Raw genomic sequence first — 18,640 nt, 5'->3', positions numbered from 1 at the left:
CGGCGAGCGTAACTTCGGGGAGGGCACCCCGCCAGGACCCCGCCGACACGGTGTCACCGGCGGGGCACCCGCTAGCATGCGCGCCCATGTATGACGACCTGCTCAACATCGTGCTCGGCGTGATAGCCACCGGGGTCAGCGCGGCGCTCGGCTGGCTGGCCCGCACGGCCCTGTGGCGTCGCGGACTGCGCCGCAAACAGGCCTTCTTCGGGCTTCCGGGGAACGCCGAGTGCCTGCTCGTCGTCAACCGCGACGCCGGCACCGACGGCGCCGTCCGGCGCTTCGACGTGTTCGCGCTGCTCGAACTGTCGGCGCTCATCAAGGACTGCGGGGCCCACGCGCGCATCGTGTCGCACGACGCGGCGCAGCAGGGCTTCGGGGAGCGCACGGAGTTCTGCCTCGGCGGGCCCTCCTCGAATCGCCGTATGGAGGCGCATCTGCGGATCCTGCTGCCGGGGGTGACGGTCAACACGGAGATGGAGCCGGCCGAGGAGCGCAGCGCCTTCGCGATCGGTGCCGAGCGCTACCTCATCGACCCGGGCATGCACGAGTACGTGCTCCTCGCGCGGCTGACGGCGGGCGAGGGCCGGCGGCCGGTGTTCCTCTTCTGCGGGCAGCGCGCGATCACCAACCAGGCGGCCGCCCGCTACCTGGTCCGCCACCACGAGAAGCTGGCCCGTAAGTACGGCGCCGACGGCTCCTTCGTCCTCCTGCTGAAGGTGGTCAATTCGCAGGCGTACGGTCCCGACGTGGTGGAGCTGGTGGCGGATGTGACGCGGGAGGCGCGGACCGCCGTCGAAACCGCGGCATAAGTCACATCCGGCACGGGCGGAAATCTTCCGATTTAACGCAACCGGTCGCCTCCGATCGCCCTCTCCCTCGGCGACGAATGATCGCATCGGAGGTTTTCCCGTTGAGCCTGCTCCGCCGCACCCGCCCGCGCCGCCCCTTCCGCACCACCGCCCTGGCCGGTACCGCGGGCCTGGCCATGGCCGCACTGACCGCGTGCTCGGGCGGCTCCGGCGCCGCCCAGGCCGCCGACGGGGGCGGCAAGGGGGCCAAGCCCGAGACCCGTATCTCGGTGAACCTCTCCGGTCAGCAGGCCCGGGCGGGCGAGCCGGTCCGCGTCACGCTCGCCGAGGGCACGCTCAAGCAGGTCACGGTCACCGACTCCCAGGGCGCCACCCTGGCGGGCACGCTCTCCGCCGACGGGAAGTCCTGGACGTCGGCGCGGAAGGCCGCCCCCGGCACCGGCTACACGGTCCAGGCGCGGGACGCGAACGGCGGCACGGCCACGGCGGGCTTCACCACCGCCGCCGCCGGCAAGGTGAACAAGCTGACGCTGGCCCCGGGCAAGAACACCACGGTCGGCATCGGCCAGCCGCTGTCGATCGTCTTCGACCACCCCGTGAAGAACAAGGCCGAGGTGGAGAAGCACCTCAAGGTGACGACGTCGAACAGCACCGTCGGCTCCTGGGGCTGGATGCGGGACTGGTCGGGCAAGGACCGGGTCGACTGGCGCCCGAAGCAGTACTGGCAGCCCGGCACCAAGGTCACCCTGAACGCGGAGCTGAACGGCATCGACACCGGCGAGGCCGGCGGCTGGTTCGTGCGCGACTACGCGACGACCTTCACCATCGGCAGGAACCAGGTGGTCAAGGCGGACCTCGACACCCACCGGCTGAAGCTGCTGCGGGACGGCGAGGTGGTCGAGGACCTGCCCATGTCGGGCGGCACGCCGGGCGGCGAGAAGGCGTCGTGGCGCGGGAAGACGGTGCTGATGTCGAAGGAGGGCACGATCAACATGCGCTCCGAGACGGTCGGCCTCGGGGACGCGTACGACAAGATGGTCGACTACTCGATGCGGCTGACCTGGTCGGGGATGTACGCGCACGCCGCGCCGTGGAACGCCCGCTACATGGGCAACGCCAACAAGAGCTCCGGCTGCCTCGGCATGACGACCGCCGACGCCCGGTCGCTGTACGAGAAGGTGCAGGTCGGCGACCCCTTCGAGGTGACGGGCGGCGACGCCAAGGGCACGCAGGCGCTGAACAACGGCTACGGCGAGTGGAACCTGTCCTGGGCCGACTGGCAGGCGAAGAGCGCCCTGCGCTGACCCCTCGTTGACACGGCGTCCAACAATCGTTACCAGCGCGTAACTTACCGATGGGTTACTTCCGGTAAGTGACACGTGCTTTCCTTCGGTTCACCTTTCAATTTGATGAGGGAGTGAACCGTGGGAAAGCCGCGCGCAGCCCTGCGTACGACGACGACCGGCGCCGTCTCGGCCGCCCTGCTGGCCGGAACGGCCCTGGGGTTCGCCCCCACCGCCGCCGCCACCGGGACGAGCACCGGGACGACCGCCGGTATACGTTTCGTCGACATCACCGGTGACGGCGGCACCGTGCTCAAGGCCAACGTGGTCACGCCCGCGGGCGCCGGCGCGGACGGCCGCCGCTACCCGGTGATCGTGCTGCCGACCAGCTGGGCCACGCCCCAGATCGAGTACCTCGCCCAGGCGAAGAAGCTCGCCGACTCCGGCTATGTCGTGGTCAGCTACAACTCCCGCGGTTTCTGGCAGTCCGGCGGACACGTCGAGGTGGCGGGCCCGCCGGACATCGCCGACGCCTCCAAGGTCATCGACTGGGCGCTGGCCCACACCCCCGCCGACCCCGAGCGCGTCGGCATGGCGGGCGTCAGCTACGGCGCGGGCATCAGCCTGCTCGCCGCCGCCCACGACGAGCGCGTCAAGGCCGTGGTGGCGATGAGCGGCTGGGCCGACCTCATCAACTCCATCTACAGCGGCCGTACCCAGCACCTCCAGGCCGCCGCGATGCTCGGCGGCACCGGCTTCCTCACCGGCCGCCCGAGCGCCGAACTCCAGCAGACGCTCAAGGACTTCCTCGCCTCCAACCTGGACCGCGAGGACGAGATGATCGCCTGGGGCGCCCAGCGCTCCCCCGTCACCCAGCTCGACCGGCTCAACGCCAACGGCACCGCCATCATGCTGGGCAACGCCTGGGGCGACACCATCTTCCCGCCCAACCAGTACGCCTCCTTCTACGAGAAGCTCACCGGCCCCAAGCGCCTGGAGCTGCGCCCCGGCGACCACGCCACCGCCGAGGCGACCGGCCTGCTCGGGCTGCCCAACGACACCTGGACCAACGCCCACCGCTGGTTCGACCACCACCTCAAGGGCGCGGCCAACGGCATCGACCGCGAGCGGCCGGTCCAGCTGAAGTCCCGCTCCGGCGGCGGCTACGAGGGCTACCCCGACTGGAAATCGGTCGGTGCGACCGAGCGCAAGATCGCCCTGGCGGACAATCAGAAGGTGTACGCCAACGTCGACTCGGGCGCCAACGGCGGTGTCGTCATGCTCTCCAACGCCCTCGACCAGTTCCTCAAGCTCCCGCCGGTCGCCTCCATCCCGCTCCTCCCCCGCTCCTTCGCCGCCGTGTGGCAGTCCGAGCGGTACGACTCCGCCCAGCGCGTCCGGGGCACGGCGAAGCTGCACACCACGGTCACCAGCACCGCGTCGAGCGGCACCCTCGTCGCGTACCTCTACGACGTGGGCCCGCTCGGCGTGGGCAAGCTGGTCAGCAACGCGCCGTACACCTTCCACGACAAGGTGCCCGGCGAGCCGTTCGCCGTGGACCTGGAGCTGTTCTCCACGGCGTACGACGTGCCGGCCGGCCACCGTCTCGCGCTGGTCGTCGACACGGTCGACCCGCTCTACATCGAGCACAACCCGTCCGGCGCGCGGCTGACCTTCTCCTCACCGGCGTCCGACCCGTCGTACGTGTCGGTGCCGCTGCGCGAGGAGTGATCTCCGGCCGCCGCCGGGCGGGATTGGCCCTCTCGTCAGGGCTTGGTGGGGCCCCCGGGCAGCAGTGGCCCCGGTTCGTCCGGGGCCGCCACCTCCAGGCCCTTGGTCTTGGGGCTGCGGCGCTCCTTCCTGGCCACCCAGGTGGCGCACCAGGAGAGCAACATGCACATCCCGATGTAGATCGGCGAGATCACCATCACCACGGGGATGAACGGCAGATCATAGTCGAGGTTGGACGCGATCAGCTTGCCCGCGTGGAGGAACTCCTCGTAGGTGATGAGGAAGCCGAGCGAGGTGTCCTTCAGGGCGACCACCAGCTGGCTGATGATCGCGGGCAGCATGGCGCGCACGCCCTGCGGCACCAGGACGTAGGTCATGACCTGCGTCTTGCGCATGCCGAGCGAGTACGCGGCTTCCCGCTGCCCGCGCTCCACGGAGTTGACGCCGGTGCGGAACACCTCGGCGAGGACCGAGCCGTTGTAGAGCGTCAGTCCGGCGACGAGCGCGGGCAGCGGGTGCACCCGCAGCGCCACGAAGATGAAGAAGATCATCACCAGGACGGGCATCGCGCGGAAGAACTCGACCACGAGCGTGGCCGCCCAGCGGAGGACCCGGTGCTCGGAGAGGCGTCCGAGGGCGAGCACCGCCCCCAGCGCGAGCGACAGCACCGCCGCGAGCGCGAAGGCCTTGAGCGTGTTGCCGAGCCCGCGCAGCAGCAGCTCCTGGATGCCCTCGTACGCGAACGGGTTCCACTTGGCGTACGTGAACTGCTCGGTGTCGAACAGCAGGTGGAGGACCCAGCCGACGAGGGCGAGGATCGCGGCGGTCGCCACCAGCCCGTAGGTGAGGTGGCGCCGCCGGGCCCTGGGGCCCGGGATGTCGTAGAGGGCGGTGGTGGTCATCGGGCGACTCCCCAGCGCTTCTCCAGCACGTTGAAGAGCGCGCTGATGGTGAGGGTGACGATCAGGTACCCCACGGCGATCCAGATGAAGGTCCAGATGATGCTGTAGCCCAGCTCGTTGAGGGTGCGGTACGTGCCCAGGAGCTCGACGACGCTGAACGCGCCCGCGATCGCGGAGTTCTTGGCGAGCGCGATGAGGGTGGAGCCGACGGGCGGGATGACCGCGCGGAAGGCCTGCGGCAGGACGACGTTGCCCAGCGTCTGGCCGAAGGTCATGCCGAGGCTCCGGGCCGCCTCCCCCTGCCCCGTCGGCACGGTGTTGATGCCGGAGCGCAGCGCCTCGCAGATGAAGGCGGAGGTGTAGCAGCCGAGCGCGATGACCGCGAAGAGCGTGAAGGGCAGGACCAGCCCGAAGCGCGGCAGCCCGAGGAGGACGGCGAAGAAGAGGAGGGTGAGCGGGGTGTTGCGCAGGACGGTCACCCAGGCGGCGCCGAAGACGCGCAGCGCGCGGACGGGCGCGACGCGGAACGACGCCATGACGAAGCCGAGCGCGAGGGCGAGGAGCGAGGAGTAGACGGTGAGTTCGACGGTGCCGAGGAACCCCTCGCCGTAGACGGACCAGTTCTCTGTCAGTACGTCCATGACTGCTGCCTCCTCAGCTCACCGGGTAGCGGTCGATGGCCGGCGGCTTCGGCGCCGGGGCGCCGGAGAGGCCGAGCGTGGCGTCGTACGCCTTCTTCCAGTTGCCGTTCCTCTCGTTGGCCGCGAGGGCGTCGTCGATGGCGAACCGCAGCGCGTTGTCGGAGCGCGGGACGCCGATGCCGTACGGCTCCTGCGAGAAGGGCCTGCCGACCACCTTGAGCTCGTCGGGGGCCTTGGCGGCGAAGCCGAGGAGGATGGTGTCGTCGGTGGTGACGGCGTCGACCTGGAAGGTCAGCAGGTTGTCGACGCAGACGGCGTACGTGTCGTACGCGACGAGGTCGGCGTCCGGGTACTCGGCGGCGATGCGCTGGTAGGGGGTGGAGCCGGCGGCCGAGCAGACACGCTTGCCCGCGAGGTCCCGGGGGCCCTTGATGTCGTCCTCGTCGGTGCGGACGAGGAGGGACTGGCCGGCCATGTAGTAGGGCCCGGCGAAGCCGACGAGCTTCTTGCGGTTGTCGTTGATGGTGTACGTACCGACGTAGTAGTCGACCTGGCCGTTCTGGAGGGCGGTCTCGCGGTTGGCGGAGGCGATGGTCCGGAACTCGATGGTGTCCGGGTCGAAGCCGAGGTGGGCGGCGGTCATCCGGGCGATCTCGATGTCGAAGCCGGAGTAACGGCCGGTGGCCGGATCCTTCTCCCCCAGGTACGGCTGGTCCTCCTTGGCGCCGACGACCAGGTGGCCGCGGCGCTTGGCGCGGTTCCAGGTCGGCGAGTCGGGCAGCCGGAAGCCGGTGGCCACCCGGTAGACGGGCAGTTCGTCGGGCTGGGGCCCCTTGACCGGCGGGCTGCCGTCCTTGCCGCAGGCGGTGGCCGCGGTGGCGAGCAGCACCAGCAGGAGGGCCACGAGAGCGTGTTGTACGCGCGTCATCGTCGTACCCCCTCTCAGTGCTTGAGGATCTTGGAGAGGAAGTCCCTGGCGCGCTCGCTGCTCGGGGCGGTGAAGAACTCCTCGGGGGTGCGGTCCTCGACGATCCTGCCGTCGGCCATGAAGACGACGCGGTTCGCGGCGGAGCGGGCGAAGCCCATCTCGTGGGTGACGACGACCATGGTCATGCCGTCGCGGGCGAGCTGCTGCATGACCTCCAGAACCTCGTTGATCATCTCGGGGTCGAGGGCGGAGGTCGGCTCGTCGAAGAGCATCACCTTGGGATCCATGGCGAGGGCCCGGGCGATGGCCACGCGCTGCTGCTGGCCGCCGGAGAGCTGGGCCGGGTACTTCTCGGCGTGGGCGGCGAGGCCGACGCGGTCCAGCAGTTCGCGGGAGCGGCGGTCGGCGTCCTCCTTCTTGCGCCTGCGGACCTTTATCGGGGCGAGGGAGACGTTCTCCAGCACGGTCTTGTGCGCGAAGAGGTTGAACGACTGGAAGACCATGCCGACATCGGCGCGCAGCGCGGCCAGCGCCTTGCCCTCTTCGGGGAGTTTCTCCCCGTCGAGCGTGATGGTGCCGGACTCGATGGGCTCCAGCCGGTTGATGGTCCGGCACAGGGTCGACTTGCCCGAGCCGGACGGGCCGATGACGACCACCACCTCCCCGCGACCGACGGTGAGATTGATGTCCTGCAGGACGTGCAACTGTCCGTAGTACTTGTTGACGTCCCGCAGCTCGATCAACGGATCGACGGCCATGCGCTGCCCTGCCCCTTGCTCGCTGTGTCGAGGTCAGCGCAAACTATCCAGCTCTGAAAGGGACTTAACACCACCGACACGCATAAAGGCCGCGTAAGCTACATAAGCCGTATTTACCGAAATTGTTGTCCGTCAGGCCTCGGCCGCTTCGGCGTACACCTGGGACAGCTGGGGCGACCCGCTCATCGCCCATTCCAGACCGGCCTCGACGACATGGAGCTCCCGGCCCGAGGCGAGTCTGACCACCGGGTAGCCGGCCGGCGTCAGGTGCCAGGCCGCGCCCGGGACCGTCCGCACGATGACCGTACCGAGGTACAGGCCCGCGTCGTTGCCGAGCCAGGGCAGCTCCTCCGGGTCGTCGCGCCAGCGCGGCAGCAGCTGGTCGATCGCCTCCAGTGAGCGCGGGGTGTCGTCGAGCCGCACCCCCAACTCCTTGACCCTGGCGCGCAGCAGCGCGCACTCGGCGAGCATGTTCGCCACGCCGTCCGGGTCGCCGCCGCCCACGGCGGAAGGGGCGCGCGCACCGCCGCGCTCATCGCCGCGCCGCTTGCGCCAGGTGTCCAGGAAGGGGATGTTCATACCGTCCAGCGTCGCACCGAACCGGTCGGCGGCACTACAGGGCGCGCGCTACACGTCGAGGTCGACGACGACCGGCGCGTGGTCGGACGCGCCCTTGCCCTTGCGCTCCTCGCGGTCGACGTAGCTGTCCTTGACCGCGTCGGCGAACGGCTTGTTGCCGTACACCAGGTCGATGCGCATGCCGCGGTTCTTCGGGAAGCAGAGCTGGCGGTAGTCCCAGTACGTGAACGGGTGGTCGTACTTGAGCGGGCGCGGCACGATGTCGCCGAGCCCGGTCTCGCGCAGCCCGGCGAGCGCGGCGCGCTCCGGCGGGGTGACGTGCGTGGAGCCCTCGAAGGCGGCGGCGTCGAAGACGTCGTCGTCCGTCGGGGCGATGTTGAAGTCGCCGAGCACCGCGAAGGGGCGCGGGCCCGCCGCGTCCTCGGCGACCGCCGCCTGGAGCGCCTCCAGCCAGCGCAGCTTGTACGCGTAGTGGTCGTGGGCGACCTCGCGGCCGTTCGGCACGTACACCGACCAGACCCGCACGGGGCCGCAGGTGCCGGAGATCGCGCGGGGCTCGGCGACGCCCTCGTACTCCGGGCCGCCGGGCAGGCCGTGGACGACGTCCTCCAGGCCGACCCGGGAGACCAGGGCCACGCCGTTCCACCGCCCGGTCGCGTGCACCGACGACGCGTAGCCGAGGGCGCGCAGCTCCTCGGTGGGGAACTGCTCGGCGGTGCACTTGGTCTCCTGGATGCACAGCACGTCCGTGCCGCTGCTCTCCAGCCAGGCCAGCAGCCGGGGCAGCCGGGCGGTGATCGAATTGACGTTCCAGGTGGCGATGCGCATGACGGCAAGCCTAACCGGGGCCACCGACAGTCGGCGGTGGCCGACGGGTGGTGGGCGTCAGAGGTCGGTGGAGTCCCCGGGGGCGAGCCGGCCGTGGACCGTGCCGCCGAGGGCGCCGATCTGGCGGTCGTAGATCGGCCGGGCGAGGTCGGTGAGCAGGGCGTCGTGGATGTCGATGGCGCGCTGCGGGTTGACCTCGCGGACGTAGTCGATGACCTCGGAGATCTTGTTCCAGGGGGCCATGACCGGCAGCATCAGCGTCTCGACCGGCCGGTCGGGCACGGTGAGCGCGTCGCCGGGGTGGAAGAGGGAGTCCTCGACCAGGAACCCGATGTTGGTGATCCGCGGGATGTCCGGGTGGATCACGGCGTGCAGCTCGCCGTGCACCTGCACGTCGAAGCCGGCCGCGGTGAAGGTGTCACCGTGGCCGACGGTGTGGACCCGGCCCGGGAAGGCCGCCGAGAGCTGCTCCGCCACGCTGCGCAGCGTCCAGATCTCGGCGCCCGGGTGGGACTCCAGGGCCGCGCGGAGGCGGTCCTCGTCGAAGTGGTCCGGGTGCTCATGGGTGACGAGGATCGCGTCGGCGCCGAGCGCGGCGTCGTGTTCGCTGAACCCGCCCGGGTCGATGACGAGGGTCCGCCCGTCCTTCTCCAGCCGGACGCAGGCGTGGGACTTCTTGGTCAGCTTGAGCTTCGTCTCCATGAGGGCATCCTCTTACGCCACGGAGGGTTACGCCTCGGGGGGCGTCGTCTCCTCTCGGATCACCTGCTGGGCGACCTTGAAGGCCGAGTTGGCCGCCGGGACGCCGCAGTAGACGGCGGTCTGGAGGAGCACCTCCATGATCTCGGCGGGCGAGAGGCCGTTGCGCAGGGCGGCGCGGGTGTGGAAGGCGAGCTCCTCCAGGTGGCCGCCCGCGACCAGCGCGGTGAGGGTGACGACGCTGCGGGTGCGGCGGTCGAGGCCCTCGCGGGTCCACACCTCGCCCCACGCGTAGCGGGTGATCAGCTCCTGGAAGTCGCGGGTGAAGTCGTCGGCGGCGGCCGTGGCGCGGTCCACGTGAGCGTCCCCGAGGACCTCGCGGCGCACCTTCATGCCGGCGTCGTACGGGTCGGGCCGGCCGGCGGGTGCCGCTTCCGGCGACGACACGGCGGGAGCGACGGGAGCCGCCGCGACGGGGGGCGTGACGACGGGTGCGGCGGCGACCGGGGGCGCGACGACGGGTGCGGCGGTGACCGGGGCGGCGGGCGCTCCCGGTGCGGGTGCCGGCGCGGCGGCGACGGGGCCGGGGGCGGGGGGCACGGGGGCGGGGGCGGGGGCGGGCGGCGCGAGGGGCCCGGGGTGCGGGGCCGCGGCGGCGATGGCGGGCATCACGGGCGGCGCCGCGAGGGCGGCCATGGTGTCCTGCCACGAGGTCGAGAAGTGGCGTACCAGCAGGTCCGTGACGGCGGCGGGCTGCTCGACGGGCGCCAGGTGCGACGCGCCGGGCACCACCGCGAGGCGGGCGTCCGGGATGCCGGCGACCAGGGTCCGGGCCTCGGCGGGGCCGGTGACGGTGTCCTCCGAACCGACCAGCACGAGCGTGGGCACGCCGACGCGGCCGAGTTCCGCGCGTACGTCGAAGGCGGCGAGCGCCTCGCAGGCGGCGACGTAGCAGCCCGGGTCGGTCGTACGGACCATCTGCACGGCCCACTCGACGATGGCGGGCTGGGCGGCGGCGAAGCCGGGGGTGAACCAGCGTTCGGGCGCCGTGCGGGCCATGGGGTCGAGGCCGTTGGTGCGGACGATCACGCCGCGCCGGCGGAACTCGTCGGCGGTGCCGAACCGGGGCGAGGAGGCGACCAGAGCGAGCGAGGCGAGGCGGTGCGGGGCCCGCAGGGCGAGGTCCGTGCCGATGGCGCCGCCGATGGAGCAGCCCACGTAACCGAAGCGGTGGACGCCGAGCCCGTCGAGCGTGGCGAGGAGCCGGTCGGTCAGCTCGGAGACGGCGGACGCCGGTTCGGCGGGCGCGCCGCCGTGCCCGGGCAGGTCGAACCGGAGGACCCTCCACTGGCGGGTGAGCTCGGGTATCTGCCGGTCCCACATGTGCCAGGTGGTACCGAGGGATGACCCCATGATCAGCACAGGGGCGTCTTCTGGCCCGTCAAAGCGGTATTGCAGGGTGTTCGTCGGTGTCTCACTCACCCGCCTGACCCTCTCATCTCTCACAATCGCTCACAGCGTCGGGTCGAACCTAGCGGTTCCTTCCCCTCCTCCGCGGATCAGGTCCAGAGCCGGCCGCAGGGATCAGCCGGCCTTGGCCGAGGCTTCGGCGCGGGCCCGGGTACTCGCGAAAAGCCAGTGCCGGCACGTCGCAGCAGGCCCTCGCGCAGCGGGCCCTCGCACTTCCGTACGCGGGCTCGTCACTGAGCACACTGCGGGCACGCCATCGCCGCAGAAGAGCCGGCCTGATCGACAAGACACCCCCTAGCCGATTCGGCCGCTCTCCGGGGCCCGGCCCAGAGACGCCACCAGCAGGGCGGCGAGCGCCAGGCCGCCGCCCAGCCACATCACGGCCTCGATCCCGGCGCCGTCCGCGGTGAGACCGCCGACCAGGGCGCCCAGCGCGATCGCCCCGTTGAAGACACCCACGAAGAGCGAGGACACCGCCTCGCGGGCGAGCGGCGCGGCGGCCAGCAGCCAGGTCTGGGTGCTCACCGACACGCCGCCGTACGAGATGCCCCACACCGCGAGCAGCGCACCGGCCGTCAGCACCGAGCCGCCGAGCAACGGCAGCGGCCCCACCGTGGCCGCCAGGACCAGGGCGATCACCAGGAGCGTGCCGCGCGGGGAGCGGCCCGCCCCGGCGCCGGCCGCGAAGTTCCCGAGGACGCCGGCGACGCCGTAGACGAGGAGCAGGGTGCCGATCATCGTGGGGCCGACCCCGGAGATCTCCTCCAGCGCGGGCCGTACGTACGTGTAGGCGGCGAAGTGCCCGGTGACCAGGAACGCCACCACGGCGAGCCCGGTAGCCACCCGCGGGTTGCCGAACAGCTTCAGCACGCCGCCGAGCCGGATGTCCTGCTCGGCCGGGAGCGGCGGCAGCAGGGCCGCGAGCGCGATCAGGACCACCGCGGCGAGGGTGGCGATGACGGTGAACGCCGTTCTCCAGTCGGCCAGTTCGCCGATGTACGTACCGGCCGGGACGCCCAGCACCGAGGCCACCGCGATCCCGCTGAAGATGAGTGAGGTGGCCGGGCCGGCGGCGGCGCCGGGCACGAGCCGTACGGCGAGTCCGGCGGCGACCGCCCAGACCACGCCCATGCCGATGCCGACGAGGACGCGGGCGACCACCATCACCCCGAAGTCGGGGGCCCACGCCGCGAGCAGATTGCCCAGCGCGAGCACCGCCATCATGGAGCACAGCAGCACCCGGCGGTCCAGCCGGCCGAGCAGCGGCGTCAGCAGCGGCGCGGAGACCGCGCCCACCAGACCCGTGAGGGTGAGGGTGAGCCCGGCGGTCCCCTCGCTCACATGGAGCGCGTCGCCGATGGGGGTGAGCAGCCCCACCGGCAGCATCTCGGAGGTGACCACCGTGAACGTCGCCCCGGCGACGGCGGCGACCGCGGGCCAGCCCCCGGGTCGTGCGGACTGCCCCTCTCCGGGCGCCTTGCCTGCGATTTCCCCTGTCTGTGCCATACGGCCAGCCAACCCGCAGGGCCGTTCGGGAACAACGGCCAATCCCTCATCCTTCCATGAGTGGGATTAATCGATCGGGGGGAAGGAGGCCGGGATTCCGTGGGCGGTATCGAGATCCGCGAGTTGGAGGCGTTCCTCGTCCTCGCCGAGGAGCTGCACTTCGGCCGGGCGGGCGAGCGGCTGTACGTCTCCCAGAGCAGGGTGAGCCAGCTGCTGCGCGCCCTGGAGGGGCGAATCGGCGCCCCGCTGGTCGAGCGCACCAGCCGCCGGGTGCGGCTGACCTCGCTCGGGGAGTCCTTCGCCGACAGCCTGCGGCCCGCGTACGACGGACTGCGCGCCACCCTGGACGAGGCGCGGGCCGCCGCCCGGGCGGAGATGGGCGGGGTGCTGCGGATCGGCTTCCAGGGCACCGTCGACGACTACCTCGCCCAGGCGATAGCCCTGTTCGAGGAGGAGTGCCCGGGGTGCGTCCTGGAGCTGACGGAGATCCCGCTGTCGGACCCGTTCGGGCCGGTGCGCCGCCAGGAGGTGGACTGCGCGGTGGTGCTCCTGCCGGTACGGGAGGAGCACCTGGTGCTCGGGCCGGTCTTCTCCCGGCAGCCGCAGACCCTCGCCGTCTCCGCCCGGCACCCGTTCGCGGCCCGGAAGTCGGTGTCGGCGGAGGAACTGGCCGACTGCCGGCTCATCGGCGTGGGCGCGGGCGGGGCGCCCGGTCCCGCGCCCGCGTACTGGCGCCTGGCGCAGGCCCCGGACCGCACCCCGGAGCTGCGGCCGATCCCGGCGGGCCCGCTGGTCAACACCCTTCAGGAGGGGCTGAGTCTGGCGGCGGCGGACCGGGGTGCCATGCTGCTGTGCCGGTCCACGGCCGACTACCACGGGCGGCGCAGCTCCATCGCCTTCGTCCCGGTCGACGGACTGCCCCCCTCCGAGCTGGGGCTGATCTGGCACCGCTCCCATGTCCCCCCGACCGCCCTCGCCTTCGCGCGGGCGGTGAAGGGCGTCACGCCGGGTCGGTGACCGTGACCCTCCCGGTGGGGGCCTCACGGAACCAACCCGGCCGACGCTACTTCCGCTCCTCCACCTCCACCTGCTGACCGGGCCGTCGCCGGGAGGCCGCGCGCCCCCGCCGGTGGACTCGACGCCGGCGGGGCGCGTCACCTCTCACGGACGGGGGTCAGTCAGTCCGCGTCCGCGCGGGAAAGAGCCCCGGTGATCAGCCGGGTGGCGAAGTCGTGGTCGTCGGTGATCCGGTTGATGTGCTCCGCGAGCAGGACGGCGGTGGCTTCCAGAGGGGTCATCTCCTCCTGGGGCCACTCCCCGTACTGCTTGCGCCAGAGGCTGGGGCTCAGGTCGGTACCCGCCGCGATGACCAGGCCCGCCATGGTGGGGATGGTCTCGGGAGGGAAGCTCTTGGGCATGTTGCGCATCGTGCCCACGAGGCTCGGCACCACGTACTCGAAGACGTCCCGGCCGTGGTCCTCGTAGGCCATCCGCAGCCACCGCATGAACATGTAGATCAGCGTGCACGCGCCGTCCAGCAGGTCACGGAGCTCCCTGCGGCTCAAGGACGCGGTGTACTGGTTGATCAACTGGCGCTGCTCGGCGTCGATCTCGGTCCTGCCGGCGTAGATGGCCTTGAGCTGGGAGTCGATCACCATGAGCGCCGCACCCACGTCACCGGCGGGGGCGTTCTGGGGGTCGCAAGGCGATGACACAGGACGGTTCCTCCTCACGTGACCGCGGCAGGCGGCGCGGCCTGCCCGTACGGTAGACCGCCGGGCTGACGCGGGTCCGGCGAATCCCGAGAGACCGCCCGTGCGGGGAGTACGCCCGGCAGGACCCCGTAGGCGCAGGCGCCAGATCACGCCAATCACGGGAGTCCCGGCTCCCTTCCCCTTGCCAGTGCGGGGTGCTCCGGATACACATGGCCGCCAACAACGCGGGGCTGACGGGTCGTATGGGGCCTCGGGCCGCGAGGACGGGGGGAAGCGTGTGACGTACGAGCGCCTCCTCGCCCGCGTCGTATCCGGGCTGCTGATGGAGCCACGGAACCGGCCGAGCGTGGGCAGCAGGCTGCGGCGCAAGGGCGGGCCTCCCGTCATCGAGGTCGTGGGGCTCGACCGGACGCAGCAGAACGACCTCCTGTGGAGCCTGCGCCACACGTACGCGGAGCGGCTGCCGGTGAACGTGCCCGAGGTCCCGGTCGAGAACGGGGTCGCGGATTCCTTCTGGTACCTGTCGACCCGGATGTCCGGGCTGGGCGGGCCGGCCGGACGGCGCGCCCCGGCCTTTCCGCGCTTCCACCTCGGGCTCCTCGCCCACACCTGGGCCGCCGACCACGCCGACCTGGGCCTGGACCGGCTGCAGTACGCGCACCGCGCCCTCGTACGTGACCTGAGTCGGCGGCGGCAGGAGGAACCTCCCCGCCGCGACCAGCTGCTGCGCGAGCTCGAGGTGCCGCTGGCGGGGACCGGCACGCTCGGCGGCCTCCTGGCGATGCTCTCCACGCTGGTGCGCTTCCTGACCGGGCGGCCGCGGCCCGACCGGGTGGCCCTGCGCTGGTGGGGGCGGGCCCTGAGGGTGCAGAAGGGAGGCGCGTTCTCCAACCGGGAGGCGATCGCCATCAGGCTGTTCTACTTCTTCCGGCCGCGCCCGCCGCGCCCCGACGACCCGGAGGACGTCCGCGTGGAGGCGGCCCGGGCGGAGGCGGCTCGCGTGGACAACCGGAACGAGTTCCTCATCGCCGCCTTCCTCGCGGACATCGACGCGCACTACGGCCTGCTGCGCCGGCTCAACAGGAACCAGCCCCCGCTGATGCTCCTGCGGGTGCACAACGCACGGGGCCGGGCCGTCCTCGACACCTACCTCGCCGCCTACCGGACCCTGCGCCGCGTCGTGGGGCGGCGTACGGCCACCCATCCCGTGGTCCTTGTGGTCAGCGACGACGACGCGGGCGCCCGGCTCACGGCGGCGCCCCTCGACGAGCTCGAAGCCCTCCTCAACACCTGGACCCTGCGGCTGGAGGGCGACGTGCGCGAGCGGCGGCTGCTGCGGGTGACGGTGCGGGAGGCGGCATCCGCGGCACGGCCGCCCACCTCAGGGGAGGGGCAGTGACAGACACTCCGGACAGGCCCGGGCCCGGGCACGGCCCGGTGACCATGGTGGCGCTCGCCCTGGGCGTGGTCCTCGCCCTGGTGGCCGGCTGGATCCTGTGGGACCGGTACGGCCCCGAGGACCCCGACCCGTGCGGCCCGGGCCTGCACACCACCAGCGGCGAGTGCATCGGGGTCAGCGACGGCGGCGGCACGCCCTTCATGGACGACCTCGCCGAGGTCATGAAGCGCATCAAGGAGGAGAACGACCGCATCGACGGCCAACCGCACGTCACCATCGCCCTGATGATCCCGATGACCTCCGACCACGAACCGGTCAGGCGGCAGATCCTGCACGAGGTCCAGGGCGCCTACATCGCGCAGTACTTCGCCAACGGCGCCACCGCGTCCGAGAAGCAGAGCGGTGGCGAGCAGCCCAAGATCCGCCTCGTCCTCGCCAACCCCGGCAAGAACCGCGATCAGTGGCGGCCGGTCGCCGACCAGCTCGCCGCCCTCTCCCGGGACAAGAAGCACAACCTCCGTACCGTCTTCGGCTTCGACCTCAGCGTGCGGCCGACCGCCGAGGCCATCGCGTATCTGACGAAGGAGAAGAAGATACCGGTGGTCGGTGGCCCCATCACGGGCGACGAGTTCACCGGCTACCCCCTGTTCGCCCGGGTCGCGCCCACCAACAGCGACCAGGCGGACGCCCTGGTGCACTTCGACAGGAACCTGGACCTCGAGCACGCCATCCTGGTCAAGGACACCAGGCCGTCGGACCCGTACAACGAGTCGCTCCTGCAGGCCTACGAGGGGAAGCTGCGCCGGTCACCGCACGAGCCGATGCCCTTCGAGTCCGAGGGGACGGACACCGAGGGCGCGCTGGCCGGCGAGTTCAAGCGGATGGCCACGGACATCTGCGTACTGCGGCCGCAGGTCAACACCGTCTACTTCGCCGGCCGGCCCACGCATCTGCGGCAGTTCCTCAACGAGCTGGCCAGGAACCGCCCGTGCAAGAACGAGCCGTTCACGGTGGTCAGCGGGTCCGGCGCGTCCACGCTGTACGCGGACACGAAGCTGGACTGGGACGCCCTGCGCGGCCTGCGCGGAGACGGCGGCCGGTGGGAGGGGAAGGTGACCGTCCTGTACACCTCCGTCTCGCACCCCGACGGCTGGATCGGCAAGCGGCCGCGGCCGCCGGAGACGGGTGGTTCACCGGCGGTGGTCCGCGAGCTGATGCAGCGGCTGGCGGCGCCGCCCCCCGTCGGGCCGATCGGGCCCGCGGACATCTACGACTCGCGCACCGTCTCCGTCCACGACTCCGCCAAGACCGCCATCGCGGGGATCAGGCTGCACGCGGAGGGCCGCAAGAGCGGCTACATCCCCACCCTGCGGGAGATCGGCACCGACTGGAACGCCCTCAGGGGGGTGCACAAGGTCGACGGGGCCAGCGGCTGGATCTGCATCGACAACAAGGGCAACGCCTACAACAAGGCCGTCGCCGTGGTCCGGCTCGACCCGGAAGTGCGCGGTGAGCGGCCGACGTTCGTGGGACTCGCCTGGCCGAAGGCCTCCCCGCCGCCCAAGGGCCAGGAAGGCAGCGGGGCCTGCCAGATCCCCCGGTCGTAGGTCTTGTCAGGGGGTCGCGGTGGAGACGACGTACACGCGCGGGGCCGCCGGGTCGGTGAGGTCGACCGTGATGTCGCGGGTGGGCCGCGGGTCGGGCCGCCGGTGCGTGGTGCCGGCCCAGTCGTGCGTGTCGGGGAAGTGCCAGCCGACCGTGTGGGCGTCGCGCTCGCCGATCGTGATCTGGTCCGCGACCAGTTCGGAGCGGCTGGTGCCGACGTCCTGGAGGAAGTCGTCCAGCCCCGAGGCGTCCGTCGTGAACTGCACGTACAGCCGGCTCGACTTCCAGTTGCTGGTCTCGAAGTACGCCACGTCGGTGGCCGCGCCGGGGATCGGCACCTCGAAGACGCGGCGCTTCATCTTGGACGGCCAGCTGTCGCGCAGGCCGGAGGCGGAGGACTCGGCCTGCTTGTCGCGGCCGCTGCTCCGGCTCTGCTCGGCGGAGATGACGAGGTAGCCGGCCGGGATGCCGATGAGCAGGGCGATGACGACCGCGGTCAGCCAGCGGCGGCGGATCATGTGCCGCCGGTCCTCCCCGGGCTCGGGTACGGGCTGGTGGGGCACGGTCATGGCTGCGGTTCCTCGGTGGAGCGGGCGCCGCGCGGGGTGCGCAGCGCCTGGGCGTAGCGCTCGTACCGCTCGTGGCGCTCGACGCGGCGGCGGTTGGCGCGGCGGAAGCGGCGGGCGACGAGCCGGGCGAGGTCGGCGGCGCCGACCATGCCGGCCTCCGGGCCGAGCTGCGCCTTGGCGATCCGGGCCTCGGGGCGGTAGCCGCGGCCGGTGAGGTGGCGGCGGAAGGCGTCCCGGGCGGGCCCGATGAGCAGGTCGTCGGCGGCGCTGACGCCTCCGCCGATGACGAAGCAGGACGGGTCGAGGGCGGCCGCGAGGTTGGCGATGCCGACGCCGAGCCACTGGCCGATGTCCTGGAACAGCTCCACGCACATGGCGTCGCCCTCGCGGGCGAGCTCGGTGATGAGGGGTCCGGTGATGTCGGGGATGGAGCCCTTGACCCGCTCGATGATGTTGTACGCGACCGGCGAGTCGGCCGCCGCGAGCTCGCGGGCCTCGCGGACCAGGGCGTTGCCCGAGCTGTACTGCTCCCAGCAGCCGCGGTTGCCGCACGGGCAGCGGTGGCCGCCGGGGACGACCTGCATGTGCCCGAACTCGCCGGCGACCCCGTACTTGCCGCGCTTGACGCGGCCGTCCTCCAGGATGGCGCCGCCGATGCCGGTGCCGAGCGTGATCATGACGAGGTGGTCCTCGCCGCGGCCGGCGCCGAAGCGCCATTCGGCCCAGGCGGCGGTGTTGGCGTCGTTGTCGACCATGACCGGGACGGCGAGGCGGGCCTGGAGGGCGTCGCGCAGCGGCTCGTTGCGCCAGGCGAGGTGCGGGGCGAACAGGACGCGGCTGCGGTCGGCGTCGACCCAGCCGGCGGCGCCGATGCCGACGGCGTGGACGTCGTGCCGGTCGGAGAGGTCGAGGACGAGCTCGGTGATGGTGTCCTCGACGACCTTGGGGCTCTTGGACTTGTCCGGGGTCTCGGTCCTGAGCTGCTCGAGGATGGTGCCGTCGGCGTCGACGACGCCCGCCATCACCTTCGTACCGCCGATGTCGATGCCGACGGTGGGCACGCGGGGGGCGGTGAGGTGGGAGCGGCGTTCGCGGGCGGAGATGGTGCGCAGGACGGTGGCGCGGGCGGAGCCGCGGTGTGCGGGGTCGCGGTACGTGCTCACGTGTCCTGTCGTCCCTCGTGGGGGGTGGGCCGGGCGGTGCGTGGGGCGCCGG

The 18,640-nt window shown here is 71.8% G+C and carries 18 protein-coding genes; 6 read left to right on the top strand and 12 right to left on the bottom strand.

Annotated elements, in window-relative coordinates:
* The first annotated feature begins 86 nt into the window (after window positions 1–86).
* The 3 genes from ACIRNI_RS29115 (at window position 87) to ACIRNI_RS29105 (ending at window position 3,826) form a co-directional block, all read left to right on the top strand.
* Window positions 87–812 (top strand): hypothetical protein, encoded by a 726-nt coding sequence (locus ACIRNI_RS29115; protein WP_403555916.1) that lies wholly within the window; start codon window positions 87–89, stop codon window positions 810–812.
* Window positions 813–889: 77 nt separating this feature from the next.
* A complete protein-coding gene (locus ACIRNI_RS29110) occupies window positions 890–2,116 on the top strand; it encodes an Ig-like domain-containing protein (RefSeq protein ID WP_403555914.1) in 1,227 nt (408 codons plus the stop codon).
* Between the two features lie 120 nt (window positions 2,117–2,236).
* Window positions 2,237–3,826, top strand: coding sequence for a CocE/NonD family hydrolase (locus ACIRNI_RS29105; protein WP_403555912.1), 1,590 nt, complete (start codon window positions 2,237–2,239; stop codon window positions 3,824–3,826).
* A gap of 35 nt (window positions 3,827–3,861) precedes the next feature.
* Here the strand turns inward: ACIRNI_RS29105 and ACIRNI_RS29100 are convergent, their stop codons facing one another.
* From ACIRNI_RS29100 to ACIRNI_RS29060, 9 genes are all read right to left on the bottom strand, one after another.
* The gene (locus ACIRNI_RS29100) at window positions 3,862–4,728 is read right to left on the bottom strand and encodes an amino acid ABC transporter permease (RefSeq protein WP_403555910.1); all 867 of its coding nucleotides are present in this window, start codon (window positions 4,726–4,728) and stop codon (window positions 3,862–3,864) included.
* Complete coding sequence (locus ACIRNI_RS29095; RefSeq protein WP_403555908.1) at window positions 4,725–5,369, bottom strand: amino acid ABC transporter permease; 645 nt, start codon at window positions 5,367–5,369, stop codon at window positions 4,725–4,727. The genes ACIRNI_RS29100 and ACIRNI_RS29095 overlap by 4 nt, the downstream gene beginning before the upstream one ends.
* A gap of 13 nt (window positions 5,370–5,382) precedes the next feature.
* Entirely contained in the window at window positions 5,383–6,297 is a 915-nt protein-coding gene (locus ACIRNI_RS29090) for a glutamate ABC transporter substrate-binding protein (RefSeq protein WP_403555906.1), read from the bottom strand.
* Window positions 6,298–6,311: 14 nt separating this feature from the next.
* Window positions 6,312–7,055: an amino acid ABC transporter ATP-binding protein gene (locus ACIRNI_RS29085; protein WP_403555905.1), complete on the bottom strand. Its 744-nt coding sequence runs from the start codon at window positions 7,053–7,055 to the stop codon at window positions 6,312–6,314.
* A 132-nt stretch (window positions 7,056–7,187) separates the two neighbouring features.
* Window positions 7,188–7,634, bottom strand: coding sequence for a DUF6278 family protein (locus tag ACIRNI_RS29080; protein ID WP_403555903.1), 447 nt, complete (start codon window positions 7,632–7,634; stop codon window positions 7,188–7,190).
* A 48-nt stretch (window positions 7,635–7,682) separates the two neighbouring features.
* Window positions 7,683–8,462: an exodeoxyribonuclease III gene (locus tag ACIRNI_RS29075; protein WP_403555901.1), complete on the bottom strand. Its 780-nt coding sequence runs from the start codon at window positions 8,460–8,462 to the stop codon at window positions 7,683–7,685.
* Window positions 8,463–8,519: 57 nt separating this feature from the next.
* Window positions 8,520–9,164, bottom strand: coding sequence for an MBL fold metallo-hydrolase (locus tag ACIRNI_RS29070; protein WP_403555899.1), 645 nt, complete (start codon window positions 9,162–9,164; stop codon window positions 8,520–8,522).
* Between the two features lie 27 nt (window positions 9,165–9,191).
* Window positions 9,192–10,643 (bottom strand): 4-carboxymuconolactone decarboxylase, encoded by a 1,452-nt coding sequence (gene pcaC / locus ACIRNI_RS29065; protein ID WP_403555897.1) that lies wholly within the window; start codon window positions 10,641–10,643, stop codon window positions 9,192–9,194.
* Window positions 10,644–10,925: 282 nt separating this feature from the next.
* Window positions 10,926–12,137 carry an MFS transporter gene (locus ACIRNI_RS29060; protein WP_403555895.1) on the bottom strand — a complete coding sequence of 404 codons (1,212 nt, stop codon included), beginning with the start codon at window positions 12,135–12,137 and terminating at the stop codon, window positions 10,926–10,928.
* A gap of 99 nt (window positions 12,138–12,236) precedes the next feature.
* Here ACIRNI_RS29060 and ACIRNI_RS29055 point away from each other — a divergent pair, with 99 nt between their 5' ends.
* A complete protein-coding gene (locus ACIRNI_RS29055) occupies window positions 12,237–13,154 on the top strand; it encodes a LysR family transcriptional regulator (protein WP_403555893.1) in 918 nt (305 codons plus the stop codon).
* A gap of 161 nt (window positions 13,155–13,315) precedes the next feature.
* Here ACIRNI_RS29055 and ACIRNI_RS29050 read toward each other — a convergent pair whose 3' ends face one another.
* Window positions 13,316–13,852 (bottom strand): hypothetical protein, encoded by a 537-nt coding sequence (locus ACIRNI_RS29050; protein WP_403555891.1) that lies wholly within the window; start codon window positions 13,850–13,852, stop codon window positions 13,316–13,318.
* A 277-nt stretch (window positions 13,853–14,129) separates the two neighbouring features.
* Here ACIRNI_RS29050 and ACIRNI_RS29045 point away from each other — a divergent pair, with 277 nt between their 5' ends.
* A complete protein-coding gene (locus tag ACIRNI_RS29045) occupies window positions 14,130–15,251 on the top strand; it encodes a hypothetical protein (protein WP_403555889.1) in 1,122 nt (373 codons plus the stop codon).
* Window positions 15,248–16,858 carry an ABC transporter substrate-binding protein gene (locus ACIRNI_RS29040; protein WP_403555887.1) on the top strand — a complete coding sequence of 537 codons (1,611 nt, stop codon included), beginning with the start codon at window positions 15,248–15,250 and terminating at the stop codon, window positions 16,856–16,858. Before ACIRNI_RS29045 ends, ACIRNI_RS29040 begins: the two co-directional genes overlap by 4 nt.
* Before the next feature lie 6 nt (window positions 16,859–16,864).
* On the opposite strand, the gene ACIRNI_RS29035 is transcribed toward ACIRNI_RS29040, so the two are convergent.
* On the bottom strand, window positions 16,865–17,425 hold the full coding sequence (locus ACIRNI_RS29035; RefSeq protein WP_403555885.1) for a hypothetical protein: 561 nt from the start codon (window positions 17,423–17,425) through the stop codon (window positions 16,865–16,867).
* Entirely contained in the window at window positions 17,422–18,588 is a 1,167-nt protein-coding gene (locus ACIRNI_RS29030; protein WP_355353024.1) for an ROK family glucokinase, read from the bottom strand. The genes ACIRNI_RS29035 and ACIRNI_RS29030 overlap by 4 nt, the downstream gene beginning before the upstream one ends.
* Window positions 18,589–18,640 lie beyond the last annotated feature (52 nt).

The organism is Streptomyces sp. NPDC093546, from assembly GCF_044765045.1.
Lineage (GTDB): Bacteria > Actinomycetota > Actinomycetes > Streptomycetales > Streptomycetaceae > Streptomyces.
This window is presented reverse-complemented; position numbering and strand designations above follow the sequence as displayed.

Excerpts from the sequence above, each read along its gene's own strand:
- ACIRNI_RS29115 (WP_403555916.1), top strand. The coding sequence starts at position 87 with ATGTATGACGACCTGCTCAACATCGTGCTCGGCGTGATAGCCACCGGG.
- ACIRNI_RS29110 (WP_403555914.1), top strand. The coding sequence starts at position 890 with ATGATCGCATCGGAGGTTTTCCCGTTGAGCCTGCTCCGCCGCACCCGC.
- ACIRNI_RS29100 (WP_403555910.1), bottom strand. The coding sequence starts at position 4,728 with ATGACCACCACCGCCCTCTACGACATCCCGGGCCCCAGGGCCCGGCGG.
- ACIRNI_RS29095 (WP_403555908.1), bottom strand. The coding sequence starts at position 5,369 with ATGGACGTACTGACAGAGAACTGGTCCGTCTACGGCGAGGGGTTCCTC.
- ACIRNI_RS29090 (WP_403555906.1), bottom strand. The coding sequence starts at position 6,297 with ATGACGCGCGTACAACACGCTCTCGTGGCCCTCCTGCTGGTGCTGCTC.
- ACIRNI_RS29085 (WP_403555905.1), bottom strand. The coding sequence starts at position 7,055 with ATGGCCGTCGATCCGTTGATCGAGCTGCGGGACGTCAACAAGTACTAC.
- ACIRNI_RS29080 (WP_403555903.1), bottom strand. The coding sequence starts at position 7,634 with ATGAACATCCCCTTCCTGGACACCTGGCGCAAGCGGCGCGGCGATGAG.
- ACIRNI_RS29075 (WP_403555901.1), bottom strand. The coding sequence starts at position 8,462 with ATGCGCATCGCCACCTGGAACGTCAATTCGATCACCGCCCGGCTGCCC.
- ACIRNI_RS29070 (WP_403555899.1), bottom strand. The coding sequence starts at position 9,164 with ATGGAGACGAAGCTCAAGCTGACCAAGAAGTCCCACGCCTGCGTCCGG.
- ACIRNI_RS29060 (WP_403555895.1), bottom strand. The coding sequence starts at position 12,137 with ATGGCACAGACAGGGGAAATCGCAGGCAAGGCGCCCGGAGAGGGGCAG.
- ACIRNI_RS29035 (WP_403555885.1), bottom strand. The coding sequence starts at position 17,425 with ATGACCGTGCCCCACCAGCCCGTACCCGAGCCCGGGGAGGACCGGCGG.